We start from the raw sequence: 14,872 nt of genomic DNA on the forward strand, positions 1-14,872 counted from the left end.
CGCTCATCCACAGGTCCCGTGACGCAGACGACGCGGGACGCCACTGAGGACCCCTCGGGGGCCGGTAGGATTGACGATCATGGCCCTGAGACGACAGAAGAAGGACGCCGCCGAGGGCGTCGCGCCGAAGCCGAAGAAGAAGCGCTGGTACCACCAGCTGTGGGAAGTCTTCCAGATGACCCGCGAGGCGCAGCCCTCGATCACCTGGTGGCTCCTCGGTTCGTTCTTCGGGATCCTCGCGCTGGGCGTGGCGATCGGCTTCGCCGTCGGCCACCCCGTCTACGTCACGCTGCTCAGCCTCCCGGTCGCGCTCATCGTCGTCATGATGCTGCTGTCGCGCCGCGCCGAGCGTGCCGCCTACTCGCGCATCGAGGGCACCCCCGGCGCCGCCGGCTCGGCGCTCGGGACCATCCGGCGCGGCTGGAACATCGAGGAGCAGCCGGTCGCGGTCGACCCGCGCACCCAGGACGTCGTCTTCCGCGCCGTCGGGCGCCCGGGCGTCGTGCTCATCGGCGAGGGCCCGAGCCACCGCGTGCAGCGGCTCCTGGAGAGTGAGAAGCGCAAGGTCGCGCGCGTCGCGCCGAACGTCACCGTGCACCTCATCCAGGTCGGCCGGGAGGAGGGCCAGGTCCCGCTCCCCAAGCTCACGAAGAAGATCCAGCGCCTCAAGCCGACCCTGACCAAGGCCGAGGTGGCCGCCGTCGCCAAGCGTCTGCGCGCCCTGCAGTCCTCCCGCCCCCCGATCCCCAAGGGCGTGGACCCGATGCGGGCGCGCCCCGACCGCAAGGGCATGCGCGGACGCTGAGCGTGACCATGACCCGCGCCGGGCTCGGCCGCCGCGTCGTCGCCCTCGCCGTCGACTGGGCCATCGCGAACGCGATCTCCGCCGGCTTCCTCGACAACGACCCCCTGGCGACCCTCGGCGTGTTCGCGGTCATGACCTGGCTGCTGCTCGCCACCCGGGGCGCGACCATCGGTCACACCCTCCTCGGCCTGCAGGTCTGCACGGTCGACGGCGGGCCGGTGAGCCCGCTGCAGGCGCTCATCCGGACCGTGAGCCTGTGCGTCGTCGTCCCCGCCGTCGTGTGGGGTCTGGACGGGCGAGGTCTGCACGAGGTCTGGGCCGGGACGACGATCGTCCGACGCTGGGCCCTCCGCACACCGTCGTCGACATCTGCGTAACATGCCGGACACATTCGGGTGACCCCGGCGAAACGCGGCACCGTTAGCGTCCTGGACGTCGGGACCGCCGAGGTCCAGCAACAATCCCCCACGCAAGAGGAGCGGTCGATGTTCAAGAACGCCGAGGAGGCCATCGCCTTCACTCGCGAGGAGGACGTCAAGTTCGTCGACGTCCGCTTCTGCGACCTGCCGGGTGTCATGCAGCACTTCAACATCCCGGTCGCGGCCTTCACCGAGGACGCCTTCACCGACGGCCTGATGTTCGACGGATCCTCCATCCGAGGCTTCCAGGCCATCCACGAGTCGGACATGAAGCTGATCCCGGACGTCACGAGCGCGTTCGTCGACCCGTTCCGCAAGGAGAAGACGCTCGTCGTCAACTTCTCCATCGTCGACCCCTTCACCGACGAGGCCTACTCCCGCGACCCGCGCAACATCGCCGCCAAGGCGGAGGCGTACCTGCGCAGCACCGGCATCGCCGACACGGTGTACTTCGGCGCCGAGGCCGAGTTCTACATCTTCGACGACGTCCGCTTCGCGACGAACCAGCACTCGAGCTTCTACCACATCAACTCCAACGAGGCCGCGTGGAACACCGGCCGCGAGGAGGAGGGCGGGAACCTCGGGTACAAGACCCGCTACAAGGGCGGTTACTTCCCCGTCTCCCCCAACGACCAGATGGCCGACCTGCGCGACTCCATGGTCACCCTGCTGCAGCAGGTGGGCCTCGAGGTCGAGCGCGCCCACCACGAGGTCGGCACCGCGGGTCAGCAGGAGATCAACTACCGCTTCGACACGCTGCGCGCCGCCGCGGACGACGTCATGAAGTTCAAGTACGTCATCAAGAACGCGGCGTGGGAGGCCGGCAAGACGGCGACCTTCATGCCCAAGCCGATCTTCGGTGACAACGGCTCGGGCATGCACTCCCACCAGAGCCTGTGGAAGGACGGCAAGCCGCTGTTCTTCGACGAGCGCGGCTACGGCGGGCTGTCGGACCTGGCCCGCTGGTACATCGGCGGTCTGCTCAAGCACGCGCCGGCGCTGCTCGCGTTCACCAACCCGTCGGTCAACTCCTTCCACCGCCTCGTGCCGGGCTTCGAGGCGCCGGTCAACCTCGTGTACTCGGCGCGCAACCGCTCCGCGTGCATCCGCATCCCCGTGACGGGCACCTCGCCCAAGGCCAAGCGCATCGAGTTCCGCGTGCCGGACCCGTCCGCGAACCCCTACCTCGCGTTCTCCGCGATGCTCATGGCCGGCATCGACGGCATCCGCAACCGCATCGAGCCGCCGGAGCCGATCGACAAGGACCTCTACGAGCTGCCGCCGGAGGAGCACGCCCAGATCGAGCAGGTGCCGGACTCCCTCCAGGGTGCGCTCCTCGCCCTCGAGGCCGACCACGACTTCCTCACCGAGGGCGACGTGTTCACCCCGGACCTCATCTCGACGTGGATCGAGTACAAGCGCAGCCAGGAGATCGACCCGCTGCGCCTGCGTCCCCACCCGCACGAGTTCGAGCTCTACTTCGACATCTGATCGGGCCTTACAGCCCCCGGCGCGTCCGTCGCGCCGGGGGCTGTGTCATGCCCGGGCGGTGCTCACCCGTGGGGGCAGGTGGTGGAGGACGACGTCGCGGACCTCACCGCCGTCCAGCGTGAGCGTCATGCAGGTGCAGAACGGCTGGCGGCGCCGGTCGGTCGGGGAGCCGGGGTTGAGCAGGCGCAGGCCGCCGGCCGTCGTGTCCCACGGGATGTGGCTGTGCCCGAAGACGAGCAGGTCGGTGTCCGGGAAGGCGGCGCGCATCCGCTCCTCGCGGCCGCGGGCCTGGCCGGTCTCGTGGACGACGGCGATGCGTACGCCCGCGAGCTCGGCCCGTGCCACCTCGGGGAGACGACGGCGCAGCTCGGCTCCGTCGTTGTTGCCCCAGCAGGCCAGCACGGCGGCGGCGCGCTCCTCGAGCTCGTCGAGCAGCTCGGGGACCACCCAGTCCCCGGCGTGGACGACGAGGTCCGCGGCGTCGACCTCCTGCCACACCTGCGTTGGCAGCTCACGGGCCCGTTTCGGGACGTGGGTGTCAGCGAGGAGGAGGACGCGCATCATTCGCGGCTACGCCTGCGTCGCCCCGGCGCGCCACTCCTCGGCGAGGAGCGCGTAGACGAAGGAGTCGAGCCAGCGACCGTCACGGTGGAGGGAGTCGCGGACGGCGTGCGTCTCGCGGCGCATGCCGAGGCGCTCCATGAGGCGCCAGGACGACTCGTTGTCCGCGAAGCAGTTCGCCACCACCCGGCGCAACCCGTGGTCCTCGAAGGCCACGCGCAGCAGCTCGCGGACGGCCTCCGTGGCGTAGCCCCGCCCGGTGTGGGCGGGGTCGAGCGCCCAGCCGACCTCTCCCTGCGTCCCGACCGCCCGGTCCTCGACCTCCGTCTGCCCCCAGCCGTCCTCACGGCGGAGCATGAGGTCCCCGATGACCGGCGCCTGGGGACCGTGGCCGAGCTGGATGACCGCGGTGAACGCCACCCGTGCCGGGTCGCCGAAGTGCGCGCGGTACTCCTCGAGGGGCCCGGGGCGGCTGGTGATCCACTCGTTGACCTCGTCGAGCCGGCGGTAGGCCCAGACCGCGTCGGCGTCCTCGGGGGTCGCAGGGCGCAGGGTGAGCCGCTCGGTGCGCACCGGGCGCAGCAGCGCCGGGGCGGTCTCGACGTTCATGCCACCATCCTGCTGGCGCGTGGCGGCCGGCGCTCCCCTATTTCCCGGGCCGCGCACGCGATCTGGCCCGTGTCACGGCAGGCGACGGGGACGGGCCTCACCGCCCGACCGCGTGCGGCGCCGGCTCGGCGGCCGGTCCGTCGTGCGCCGTGTCCTCGACCCGCTCACCGCCGAGCGGCTCGCCCTCCCACAGGTGGGCCCACCAGCCCTCGCGCGGACTCCCCTCGAGGACGACGACGCCGGTGTTGCTCAGCGGGTTGTACGCCGCGTGCTCCGCGGTGACATTCTCCGCGCGCACCGCCGTCCAGGACCGGATGACCGCCCCGTGGCTGAACATCACCACCGTGCCGACACCCTCGGCGTGGGCCTCGGCGACGACGTCGTCGTAGCGCTGCCACACCTCGTGGCCGCTCTCGCCACCCGGCAGGCGCCGGTCGGGGTCCTGCGCCCAGCCGAAGATCGTGCCGACGTAGGCACGGACCGCCTCATCGTCCCCGCGCATCTCCAGGTCACCCGCGCTGATCTCGCGGATCCCGTCGCGCACCCGCAGCTCCAGACCACGCTCGGCGAGCAGCGGCTCGGCCGTCTGCTGGGTGCGCACGAGCGTCGAGGCGTAGACGGCATCGATGCGCTCGTCGGCCAGGGTGCGCGCGACGGCCGCGGCCTGCTCGCGTCCGAGCTCGGTGAGGTGCGCGCCGGGCTCGCCCGTGTCGAGCAGGCCCCCGACGTTCGAGCTGGTCTGTCCGTGACGGATGAGGATGAGTCGCATCGGTCCATCATCGCCCACGGGTGTGACGCCGTGCTCTCGCGGCCCAGCGCGGCTCCGTGCGGAAGTCGGCTCTCGCGCGCAAGTCGGCTCTCGCGCGCAAGTCGGCTCTCGCGCGCAAGTCGGCTCTCGCGCGCAAGTCGGCTCTCGCGCGGAAGTCGGCTCTCGCGCGGAAGTCGGCTGTCGGGCGGAAGTCGGCTCTCGCGGGGGGCTTGCGGGGGGATGGCTACTCGAAGAAGACGTGCTCGACGACGGCGCGGGCGCGGCGGGTGGTGCGGAGGTAGTCCTCCTCGAGATCGGCGCCGGCGCCCGGGCGATAACCGAGCAGCCGGGCGACGGCGGAGAGCTGGGTGGGGTCGTGCGGCAGGACGTCGACCTTGGCGCCGGTCACCCGCCCGGTGACGAGCGCGATCGCGGCCCGCACCCGGCTCGCCAGCGTCCATGCCGCCCCGAGCTGCTGGGCGTCGCGCCCGGAGAGCAGGTCGGCGTCCCGGGCGGCACGCAGCGCCTCGAGCGTCCCGGTCACCCGCAGCTCGGGCACCCGCCCGGCGTGCTGGAGCTGGAGGAGCTGGGCGGTCCACTCGACGTCGGACAGTCCCCCGCGGCCGAGCTTGAGCTGCCGGTTCACCGGCACGCCGCGCGGCATCCGCTCGGACTCCACGCGCGCCTTGACCCGGCGCAGCTCGCGCAGCTCGGCATCGCCCAGCCCGTCAGCCGGGTAGCGCAGCGGGTCGACGAGGTCGGTGAAGCGGGCGAGCAGGCCGTCGTCACCGGCCGCCGGGCGGGCACGCAGCAGCGCCTGGCGCTCCCACGGCTCGGCCCACCGCTCGTAGTACTGGGCGTAGGAGGCGATCGACCGCACGATCGGCCCGTTGCGCCCCTCGGGGCGCAGGGCGGAGTCCACCGGCAGCGCGGGCTCGGGACCGGGGTCGCCGAGGAGTGCGCGCACGTGCCCCGCGACGGCCACGGCGAAGGCCTGCGCGTCACCGTCCCCGACGCCGTCGAGCGGCTCGTGGACGAACAGGACGTCGGCGTCCGAGCCGTACCCCATCTCGCGGCCGCCGAGGCGGCCCATGGCGAGGATCGCGAACCGCACCAGGGGCTCGTCGAGCGAGCGCTCGGCGCACGTGTGACGCAGCGCGACGTCCAGCGCCGTCGTCAGCGCCTGGTCGGCGGCGACGGTGAGGATCGTGTGGTCCCGGTCCCCGATGACGGCGTCGAGGACATCACCGATGCCCGCGCGCAGCAGCTCGCGGCGGCGCAGGTAGCGCACGGCGCGCACCGCCTCGGCGGGGTCGCGGCGTCGTGCGACGAGGGCGCGGGCCTCCCGGGCGAGCTGCTCCGGGGCGAGCGGGGTGAGCGCCTCGTCCTCCCCCAGCCACGCCGCCGCCTCGGGCAGCGCCTCGAGCCCCTCGGCGACGTACCGGCTCGTCGCGAGCAGGTAGCTCAGCCGCGGCGCGGCGACCCCGGAGTCGCGCAGCATCTGCAGGTACCAGTGGGTGGAGCCGAGCCGTTCGGAGACCTTGCGGAAGGCGAGCAGGCCGGCGTCGGGGTCGGCGCCACGGGCGAACAGGCCGAGCATCGCGGGCAGGATCTGGCGCTGGATCGCCGCCGTCCGCGAGACGCCGGCGGTGAGCGCGTCGAGGTGGCGCACGGCGCCGGCCGGGTCGCGGTAGCCGATCGCGGCGAGCCGCTCGCGCACGGCTTCGGGCCGCAGCCGGGCGTCCTCGTCGCTGAGCCGGGCGATGAGCGGCAGCATCGGCCGGTAGAAGATGTCCTCGTGGAGGGCGCGCACCTCCCGTCGCACGGCCCGCACCCGCTGCTCGAGGGTCTCCGCGCTGCGCAGACCGCGCTCGGGCAGCGCGCGGGCGAGCCGCCGCAGGTCCGCCTCGCCGCTGGGGATGACGTGGGTGCGGCGCAGCCGGTGGAGCTGCATGCGGTGCTCGAGGACCCGCAGGAACCGGTAGCACTCGTCGAGGCGCTCGGCCGGGTCGCGGCCGATGTAGCCGGTGGCGGCGAGCCGGTCGATGGCCTCGAGCGTGCCGGCCACCCGGATCGACTCCTCGGTACGGCCGTGGACCAGCTGGAGGAGCTGGACGGTGAACTCCACGTCGCGCAGGCCCCCACGACCGAGCTTGAGCTGGCGCTCGGACTCGGCGGGCGGGATCGCGTCCTCGACCCGCCGGCGCATCGCCTGGGAGTCCTCGACGAAGTTCTCCCGCTCGACGGCGGACCACACGAAGGGTGAGACGGCCGCGACGTACTCCGCGCCCAGCGCGGCGTCCCCGGCGACGGGCCGCGCCTTGAGCAACGCCTGGAACTCCCACGTCTTGGCCCACCGCTCGTAGTACGCGACGTGGGAGGCGACGGTGCGCACGAGCGGGCCGTCCTTGCCCTCCGGGCGCAGGTTCGCGTCCAGCGGCCACAGCGGCGGCTCGGTGCCGACGGCGCCGCACACGTTGCGCGCGACGGCGGCGGCGAGGCGGGTGGCGACCTCGATCGCCTCCTCCTCCGCCACCCCCTCGGCGGGCGCGCCGACGTGGATGACGTCGACGTCGGAGATGTAGTTGAGCTCCCGGCCGCCGGTCTTGCCCATGCCGATGACGGCGAGGCGGGCGCCGCGGCCGTGGTCGGGCAGGTCGGCGCGGGCGACGGCGAGGGCGGCGTCGAGCGCACCGGCGGCGAGGTCGGAGAGCGCGGCGGCCACGAGCGGGAAGGCCTCGTAGGCGTCGGCGCTGGTGAGGTCCGCGGCGGCCACCGCGAGCAGCCGACGGCGGTAGCAGCGGCGCAGGGCCTCGACGCCCTCGACGCCGCTCAGCGTGGCGACCGGCATCGGGTCGGCGGGGTCGGCGCCGACCGCCGTCAGCGCCCGCTCGCGCTCGTCCTCGGGGGTGAGGTCGAGGATGCCCTCGACGTTCTCGTCCACGAGCAGCGCGACGTCCTGCGGCCGGGCGACGAGCATGTCGCCGAGCGCGCTCGAGGCGCCGAGCACGGCGAGCAGGCGGCGGCGGTGGGCGGTGTCACCGGCGAGGAGGTCGACGAGGGCGGACCCGGGCTGTGCAGGATCCGGCTCTCGGCGGGAGGGGGGCGCGGTGCCGGGGGGTGGGGTTCCGGCGGCCGGGGAGGGCGGCTGGGAGCCGGAAGGAGGGCCGGCGGCCTCGACGAGGCGCAGGAGCGTGAGAAGGGCGAGGTCCGGGTCGGCGACCTCGCCGAGCGCGGCGGGCAACGGCGCGCCCGCCCCCTCGGCGCGCGCGACGACCTCGGCCAGCACCGGGTCGGTGAGCAGCCGCTCCGCGCGCCGGGCGTCGGTGAACCCGAGGCGGATGAGCTCCTGCGTGGGGGTCGCGCGCACGGACGCCTCAGATGCCGGGTAGCAGGCTACGCAGCTCGAAGGGGGTCACCTGGGAGCGGTACGCCGTCCACTCCTGGATCTTGTTGCGCACGAAGAACTCGAAGACGTCCTCGCCGAGGGTCTCGGCGACGAGCTCGGAGGACTCCATGACCTCGACGGCCTGCTCGAGGCTGCCGGGCAGCGGCTTGATGCCCATCGCCTTGCGCTCGGAGTCCGACAGGGCCCACACGTTGTCCTCGGCGCCGTCGGGCAGGTCGTAGCCCTCCTCGATGCCCTTGAGGCCGGCCGAGATGAGGACGGCGAAGGCGAGGTAGGGGTTGGCCGCGGAGTCGAGCGCGCGGTACTCGGCGCGGGTCGAGGGACCCTTGTCCGGCTTGTGGCGCGGGACGCGGACGAGCGCGGAGCGGTTGTTGTGGCCCCAGCACACGTAGCTCGGCGCCTCTCCCCCGCCCCACAGCCGCTTGTAGGAGTTGACGTACTGGTTGGTGACGGCCGTGATCTCCGCGGCGTGGTGGAGCAGGCCGGCGATGAAGGACCGCCCGGTGCTCGACAGCTGGTACTGCCCGGCGGGGTCGTAGAAGGCGTTGTGGTCGCCCTCGAAGAGGGAGAAGTGGGTGTGCATGCCCGAGCCGGGCGCCTCGATGAGCGGCTTGGGCATGAAGGTGGCCATGATGCCCTGCTGGAGTGCGACCTCCTTGACCACGGTGCGGAAGGTCATGACGTTGTCCGCGGTGGACAGCGCGTCGGCGTAGCGCAGGTCGATCTCGTTCTGCCCCGGGCCGGCCTCGTGGTGGGAGTACTCCACCGAGATGCCCATGGACTCGAGCAGCGTGATCGTGTCGCGGCGGAAGTCGTGCGCGGTACCGCGCGCCACGTGGTCGAAGTACCCGGCGGTGTCGATCGGCACCAGCGGGTCGTCGGGGTTGCGCTGCTGCTCGAAGAGGTAGAACTCGATCTCGGGGTGGGTGTAGCAGGTGAAGCCGGCGTCCTTGGCCCGCTCGAGGGTGCGCTTGAGGACGTTGCGGGGGTCGGAGCGGGCGGGCTCGCCGTCCGGGGTGAGGATGTCGCAGAACATGCGGGCGACGCCGTTCTCCTCACCTCTCCACGGCAGGAGCTGGAAGGTCGCCGGGTCCGGCTTGGCCAGCATGTCGGCCTCGTAGACGCGGGTGAGGCCCTCGATGGAGCTGCCGTCGAAGCCGATGCCCTCGGAGAAGGCGGCCTCGATCTCGGCCGGCGCGATGGCCACGGACTTGAGCACACCGAGGACGTCGGTGAACCACAGCCGGATGAAGCGGATGTCCCGCTCCTCGATCGCCCGGAGCACGTACTCCTGCTGCCTGTCCATCCCGGCTCCTCTCTCGCTGCCCGCTCGCTGCCCCGCGCGACCACAGCCCGCGTCGGCGCCTCACACTCTCTCGGGCCGAGAGTACAGTTCCCCGGCCCTCGCCCGTGCGCCCAGCCCGGGCGCCGAGAAGCCCCGGGCCTGCGCGGCACGCCTCGGCGGTATACGGCCGCGCCGCCGGCCCCGCTCACCGGCGCCGATACACGTCGACCGGGGGGCTACCCCCCGTCCGGCTCGGGGGGCAGCGGGCTCAACGCGCCCCGGCCCCGTCCCTAGTGTTGAGCCCGTGACCACAGCTCCTGCCCAACTGCCCACCGCGTGGCGCCGCTGGCGTGACGGGTGGCACCACGTCGTCTTCCTGGTGCTCAACCTGCTCACCGCCCTCGCCGCGCTCGTCGCCGCCATCCTCGTCCTCACCGGCGTACTCACCCTGCCCGCGTTCGGCACGGGGATCCTCGTGCTCGTCCCGGGCATGGCGCTCGCCGGTCTCCTCGCCCGGGCCGAGCGGGCCCGTGTCGAGGCCTTCCTCGGGCAGCGGATCGTGCCGCCGTCCGCCCCCAGCGAGCCGGCCTGGCGCCACAGCCTCCTGCTCACCCGTCCCTACCGGCGCGCCGCCGGGTACGCGGGGGTCCACGTGCTGTGGGGCCTGCTGACCGGCGCGCTCGCGGTCGCGGTGCTCGGCACGCTCGTCGCCGGGGCCACGCTCCCCCTGTACTCCGGGCTGCTCGACGAGGACTCCCTCGTCCTCGGGTTGCTGCCCCTCGGCACGTGGGCGACGGCCGGCCTCGTGTGGCTGGTCTCCCTCGCCCTCCTCGCGCTGGCCCCGGTGCTCGCCCGCGGCGTGACGGCCGTGGACAGCGGTCTGGCCCGGACGCTGCTCGGTTCCGACCCGGAGGAGGAGATCGCCCACCTCGCCGAGCGTGTCGACTCCCTCACCGAGTCGCGCGTCGCGACGGTCGACTCGGTCGAGGCCGAGCGCCGGCGCATCGAGCGCGACCTGCACGACGGCCCGCAGCAGCGGCTCGTCGCGATCGCCATGGACCTCGGCATGGCCCGCGACCGCTTCGCCTCCGACCCCGGCGCGGCCCAGGAGTTGCTCGACAAGGCGCACGCCGCCTCCAAGGACGCGATCGTCGAGATGCGTCAGGTGGCCCGCGGCATCGTCCCGCCGATCCTCGCCGACCGCGGCCTGGACGCCGCGGTCTCGGCGCTCGCCGCGCGCTCCCCCGTGCCGGTGACCGTCGAGGTCGGCGCGGACGTCGGCCGGGTGGAGCCCAGCCGTGAGGCCATCGCCTACTTCTGCGTCTCGGAGCTGCTCACCAACGTCGCCAAGCACGCCCGGGCCGGCCACGCCACCGTGCGGATCAGCCGGACGCCCGACGCGCGGCTCGTCCTCCTCGTCGAGGACGACGGCGTGGGCGGCGCCGACCCGGCACGCGGCACCGGCCTGGCCGGGCTGCGCCAGCGGGTCCAGGCCGTCGACGGCCGCCTCGAGGTCACCTCCCCCGCCGGCGGCCCCACCAGCGCCGTCGTCACCCTGCCGCTGCCCGCCACCGTCCGCCGAGGAGACCAGTGATGACCACCCGCGTCGTGCTCGCCGAGGACTCCGTCCTCCTGCGGGACGGGCTCGTCCGCCTCATCGGCGAGGGCGGGTTCACCGTCGTCGCCGCCTGCCCCGACGCCGAGACGTTCCTCGCCGCCGTCGAGGAGCACCTGCCCGAGCTCGTCGTCGTCGACGTCCGCATGCCCCCGACGTTCACCTCCGAGGGCATCCGCGCGGCGCTGGACGTGCGTGCCCGCCACCCGCGCACCGCGGTCATGGTCCTCAGCCAGTACGTCGAGGAGGACTACGCGACCGAGCTGCTCGCCGCCCGCACCACCGGGGTCGGCTACCTCCTCAAGGACCGGGTGGCCGACACCCGCGACTTCCTCGCCTCGCTGCGGGAGGTCGCCGACGGCGGCACCGTCCTGGACCCCGAGGTCGTCTCCCAGCTCCTCACCCGCGCCCGCAACGTCGACCCGCTGTCCCGGCTCACGCCGCGCGAGCGGGAGGTGCTCGGCCTCATGGCCGAGGGACGCACGAACGCCGCGATCGCCGAACGCCTGTTCATCGGCGAGGGCGCGGTCGAGAAGAACGTCTCCTCCATCTTCAGCAAGCTCGACCTCCCGCCCGCCGAGCAGGACCACCGCCGCGTGCTCGCGGTGCTCCGCTGGATCGAGCGGGACACGACGAAAGGCCAGCGATGACCCCCTCGACCAGGAGCACGGTCCGCGTCGCCGGCTCGGTGCTCGCCCTGCTCATCGTGCTCAGCGCGGCACTGTCCGCGGCGGCCCAGGCCGCACGCACCTCGACGACGTCGACGCACGCACTGCCCGCGAACCTCACCTCCGTCGAGCTCGTCAACGAGATCGGACGGGTGCTCGTCACGGCCGTCGACGCCACGGAGGAGCCGCGCGTCGTCCTCACCGCCACCGGCGGGTTCTCCGACCCGACGTTCGAGGTCAGCGAGTCCGGTGGTGCCGTGTCGCTCGACGGGCGCTGCCCGACGGACCAGTGGTTCGGGCCGTGCGACGTCGACTGGGAGATCTTCGTCCCCGCCGACATCGACGTCGCGGTCCGGACGGCGGTGGGTGACGTCGTCGTCACCGGTGCGGGTCGTACGGTCCGGGCCGTCTCGGAGGTGGGCTCGGTGACCGTCGCCGGCGTCCGCGCCCAGACCCTGGACGTGCAGAGCTCGGTGGGTGACGTCGTCGTCGACGTCGACGTCGCCCCGGAGCTCCTCACGGCCAGGACGTCGACCGGTGACGTCGAGGTGACCCTTCCCGCGGGGAGCACGGCCTACCAGGTCCGCTCCTCGACCTCGGTGGGCAGCGTGCGGACCCAGGTGCCGGTGGACGACGGTTCCCCGCACCGCCTCGAGCTCCTCACCTCCGTCGGTGACGTCAGCGTCCGTACGGGCTGACGCACGGGGCGCGGCCGGGGCTCCCCCGGCCGCGCCTCAGCCGGTGGCGCCGGAGCAGGCGTCGACCAGTCGCCGCAGCGAGGACTCCAGGCCCCACCGCTCGGCGAGCACGAGCAGCGCCTCGCCGTCCGCGGGGACCTCGGTGAGGTCCCCGCGGTCCTGCGCCACCGGCGCGTCGCGCGCGACCTGGACGACGGTGGGCGCGACCGCGAGGTAGCCGGCCGCGTCGAGGATGCGCCGGCGCTGCGTCGCGGACATCGCCGACCCGCGGTCCTGCGCCGCCGCGACGATGCCCTCGAGCGTGCCGAACTGGCGCAGCAGGCTCGCGGCGGTCTTCTCCCCGATGCCGGCCACGCCGGGCAGCCCGTCGCTGGGGTCCCCGCGCAGGGTGGCCATGTCGGCGTACGCCTGCCCGCCGCTCACGCCGTACTTCTCGGCCAGCCACGCCTCGTCGATGCGGACCGGCTCCTTCGACCCGCGGACCGGGTAGAGGACGGCCACCCCCGCGGCGTCGTCCACGAGCTGGAAGAGGTCGCGGTCCCCCGTCATGACGAGGACCTCGGGGGCGCGCTCGACCGCGGCGACCTCGCGGGCCACGAGGGTGCCGATGACGTCGTCGGCCTCGTAGCCGGGCGAGCCGAGGCGCGGGATGCCGAGGGCGGCGAGGACGTCGACGATGACCGGCACCTGGGCGGTGAGCGCGGCGGGGACCTCCTCGCCGCCGTCGTCGGCGAGCCGGTGCTCCTTGTAGGAGGGGATGGCCTCCACGCGGAAGGCCGGGCGCCAGTCGTCGTCCCAGCAGGCGACGACGCGCGCGGGCCGGTGCGTGGTGACGAGCCGCGCGATCGCGTCGAGGAAGCCGCGCACGGCGTTGACGGGCGTGCCGTCCGGAGCGGTCATCGTGTCCGGCAGGGCGAAGAACGCCCGGAAGTACATCGAGGCGGAGTCGAGCAGAAGCAGCGGTCCCGGCTGGTCACTCATGGGGCGATCCTCCCAGACAGGTGCTGCACAACGTGGCGGGTCGCACGTCCCCAGCGGCCCGGTTGGCCCGGTTTGCGGTCATATGCTGGCTGTCATGCACTCCGACGACATCATCAACTTCCACACGCGCAAGTGGATCCGCCCCGAGGACCTCAACGCCAACGGCACCCTCTTCGGCGGCAGCCTCCTGCGGTGGATCGACGAGGAGGCGGCCATCTACGCGATGATCCAGCTCGGCAACGAGCGGGTCGTCACCAAGTACATGTCGGAGATCAACTTCCTCAGCTCGGCGACGCAGGGCGACATCGTCGAGATGGGCCTGCGCGCGGTGCGCTTCGGGACCACCTCCCTGACGATGCGCGCCGAGGTGCGCAACCTCTTCACCCGCCACAGCATCCTCACCATCGAGTCGATCGTCTTCGTCAACCTCGACGAGGAGTGGCGCCCCGCGCCGCACGGGCGCACGGGGATCACCTTCGACCGCGACCGCATCCCCGAGCGGCTGCGCCCCGCGCTCCACGAACCGCGCCCGCGCTGAGTCAGCGGCTCGTCCAGGCGAGCAGGTCGGCGAGCGGAAGTGCGTTGACCACCCGGTCGCGCGCCACGCCCGCCTGCGCCGCCCGGGCGCAGCCGTGGTCGAGGAACTCGAGCTGGCCCGGCGCGTGCGCGTCGGTGTCGATCGCGACCCGGCAGCCGAGCTCGACGACGCGGTCGAGCAGCCGGGTGGGCGGGTCGAGCCGTTCCGGGCGGGAGTTGAGCTCGACGGCGACGTCGTTGTCCAGGCACGCGCCGAAGACGGTGTCGGCGTCGAAGTCCGACTCCGGCCGGGTGCCCCGGCCCCCGGTGACCAGCCGTCCGGTGCAGTGCCCGAGGACGTCGACGAGCGGGTGCTCGACGGCGGTGACCATCCGGCGCGTCATCGCCGCCCTGTCCATCCGCAGCTTGGAGTGGACGCTGGCGACGACGACGTCGAGCCGGGCGAGCAGCTCCGGCTCCTGGTCCAGCCCGCCGTCCTCGAGGATGTCGACCTCGATCCCGGTGAGCAGACGGAAGGGGGCGAGCTCCTCGTTGAGCCGGGCGACGACGTCGAGCTGCTCCCGCAGCCGCTCGGGTGACAGCCCGCGGGCGACGGTGAGGCGCGGTGAGTGGTCGGTGAGCGCGAGGTACTCGTGGCCCAGGTCGATCGCGGCGCGGACCATGGCGAGGATCGGGGTGCCGCCGTCGGACCAGTCGGAGTGGGCGTGGAGGTCCCCGCGCAGCCAGCCGCGCACCTCCTGCCCGCCCTCGGCGAGCGGCGTGCCCGCGCGTGACTCGAGCTCGGCGAGGTAGGCGGGGACGGCGCCGCGCGCCGCCTCCTGGGCGACCGCCGCCGTCTTGGGGCCGACGTCGCGCAGCTCGCTGAGCGTGCCGGCCGCGAGGCGCCGCTCGAGCTCACCCGCGTCCAGCCCTGCGAGGCGGGCCGCGGCCCTGCGGAAGGCCGTGGCACGGCGGGCCTCGGCCCGCTCCCGCTCGAGGAGGTAGGCCACGCGTTCGAGTGCCGCGACGGGGTCCATCCGCGGAAGGCTACGACGACGCGGCCGGCC

The 14,872-nt window shown here is 73.4% G+C and carries 14 protein-coding genes; 7 read left to right on the forward strand and 7 right to left on the reverse strand.

Annotated elements, in window-relative coordinates:
- Positions 1-79 precede the first annotated feature (79 nt).
- The 3 genes from FE251_RS09000 (at position 80) to glnA (FE251_RS09010) (ending at position 2,715) form a co-directional block, all read left to right on the forward strand.
- Positions 80-805: a DUF4191 domain-containing protein gene (locus FE251_RS09000; protein WP_139071513.1), complete on the forward strand. Its 726-nt coding sequence runs from the start codon at positions 80-82 to the stop codon at positions 803-805.
- An 8-nt stretch (positions 806-813) separates the two neighbouring features.
- Positions 814-1,182, forward strand: a complete 369-nt coding sequence (locus FE251_RS09005) for an RDD family protein (RefSeq protein ID WP_230976620.1) — start codon at positions 814-816, stop codon at positions 1,180-1,182.
- A gap of 108 nt (positions 1,183-1,290) precedes the next feature.
- Positions 1,291-2,715 (forward strand): type I glutamate--ammonia ligase, encoded by a 1,425-nt coding sequence (gene glnA, locus FE251_RS09010; protein ID WP_139071512.1) that lies wholly within the window; start codon positions 1,291-1,293, stop codon positions 2,713-2,715.
- Between the two features lie 45 nt (positions 2,716-2,760).
- Here the strand turns inward: glnA (FE251_RS09010) and FE251_RS09015 are convergent, their stop codons facing one another.
- The 5 genes from FE251_RS09015 to glnA (FE251_RS09035) form a co-directional block, all read right to left on the reverse strand.
- Complete coding sequence (locus FE251_RS09015) at positions 2,761-3,276, reverse strand: metallophosphoesterase family protein (protein ID WP_139948536.1); 516 nt, start codon at positions 3,274-3,276, stop codon at positions 2,761-2,763.
- A 9-nt stretch (positions 3,277-3,285) separates the two neighbouring features.
- Positions 3,286-3,885 (reverse strand): GNAT family N-acetyltransferase, encoded by a 600-nt coding sequence (locus FE251_RS09020; protein ID WP_139948537.1) that lies wholly within the window; start codon positions 3,883-3,885, stop codon positions 3,286-3,288.
- Positions 3,886-3,982: 97 nt separating this feature from the next.
- Positions 3,983-4,654, reverse strand: coding sequence for a histidine phosphatase family protein (locus tag FE251_RS09025; RefSeq protein WP_139948538.1), 672 nt, complete (start codon positions 4,652-4,654; stop codon positions 3,983-3,985).
- Positions 4,655-4,877: 223 nt separating this feature from the next.
- Entirely contained in the window at positions 4,878-8,003 is a 3,126-nt protein-coding gene (locus FE251_RS09030; protein WP_139948539.1) for a bifunctional [glutamine synthetase] adenylyltransferase/[glutamine synthetase]-adenylyl-L-tyrosine phosphorylase, read from the reverse strand.
- A gap of 7 nt (positions 8,004-8,010) precedes the next feature.
- Positions 8,011-9,348, reverse strand: a complete 1,338-nt coding sequence (gene glnA, locus FE251_RS09035) for a type I glutamate--ammonia ligase (RefSeq protein ID WP_139948540.1) — start codon at positions 9,346-9,348, stop codon at positions 8,011-8,013.
- A gap of 283 nt (positions 9,349-9,631) precedes the next feature.
- Here glnA (FE251_RS09035) and FE251_RS09040 point away from each other — a divergent pair, with 283 nt between their 5' ends.
- From FE251_RS09040 to FE251_RS09050, 3 genes are read left to right on the forward strand one after another with little or no spacing between them, the layout of a single operon-like run.
- The gene (locus FE251_RS09040; RefSeq protein WP_168202698.1) at positions 9,632-10,921 is read left to right on the forward strand and encodes a sensor histidine kinase; all 1,290 of its coding nucleotides are present in this window, start codon (positions 9,632-9,634) and stop codon (positions 10,919-10,921) included.
- The gene (locus FE251_RS09045) at positions 10,921-11,592 is read left to right on the forward strand and encodes a response regulator transcription factor (RefSeq protein ID WP_139948542.1); all 672 of its coding nucleotides are present in this window, start codon (positions 10,921-10,923) and stop codon (positions 11,590-11,592) included. The genes FE251_RS09040 and FE251_RS09045 overlap by 1 nt, the downstream gene beginning before the upstream one ends.
- Positions 11,589-12,308 (forward strand): DUF4097 family beta strand repeat-containing protein, encoded by a 720-nt coding sequence (locus FE251_RS09050; protein ID WP_139071505.1) that lies wholly within the window; start codon positions 11,589-11,591, stop codon positions 12,306-12,308. The genes FE251_RS09045 and FE251_RS09050 overlap by 4 nt, the downstream gene beginning before the upstream one ends.
- A gap of 36 nt (positions 12,309-12,344) precedes the next feature.
- Here the strand turns inward: FE251_RS09050 and FE251_RS09055 are convergent, their stop codons facing one another.
- Positions 12,345-13,289: a 5'-3' exonuclease gene (locus tag FE251_RS09055; RefSeq protein WP_139948543.1), complete on the reverse strand. Its 945-nt coding sequence runs from the start codon at positions 13,287-13,289 to the stop codon at positions 12,345-12,347.
- 94 nt (positions 13,290-13,383) lie between these two features.
- On the opposite strand from FE251_RS09055, the gene FE251_RS09060 reads away from it, so the two are divergent.
- Positions 13,384-13,827 (forward strand): acyl-CoA thioesterase, encoded by a 444-nt coding sequence (locus tag FE251_RS09060; protein ID WP_139948544.1) that lies wholly within the window; start codon positions 13,384-13,386, stop codon positions 13,825-13,827.
- Between the two features lies 1 nt (position 13,828).
- On the opposite strand, the gene FE251_RS09065 is transcribed toward FE251_RS09060, so the two are convergent.
- Complete coding sequence (locus FE251_RS09065; RefSeq protein WP_139948545.1) at positions 13,829-14,842, reverse strand: PHP domain-containing protein; 1,014 nt, start codon at positions 14,840-14,842, stop codon at positions 13,829-13,831.
- Positions 14,843-14,872: the final 30 nt, after the last annotated feature.

This window comes from Georgenia wutianyii, from assembly GCF_006349365.1.
Classification (GTDB): Bacteria; Actinomycetota; Actinomycetes; order Actinomycetales; family Actinomycetaceae; genus Oceanitalea; species Oceanitalea wutianyii.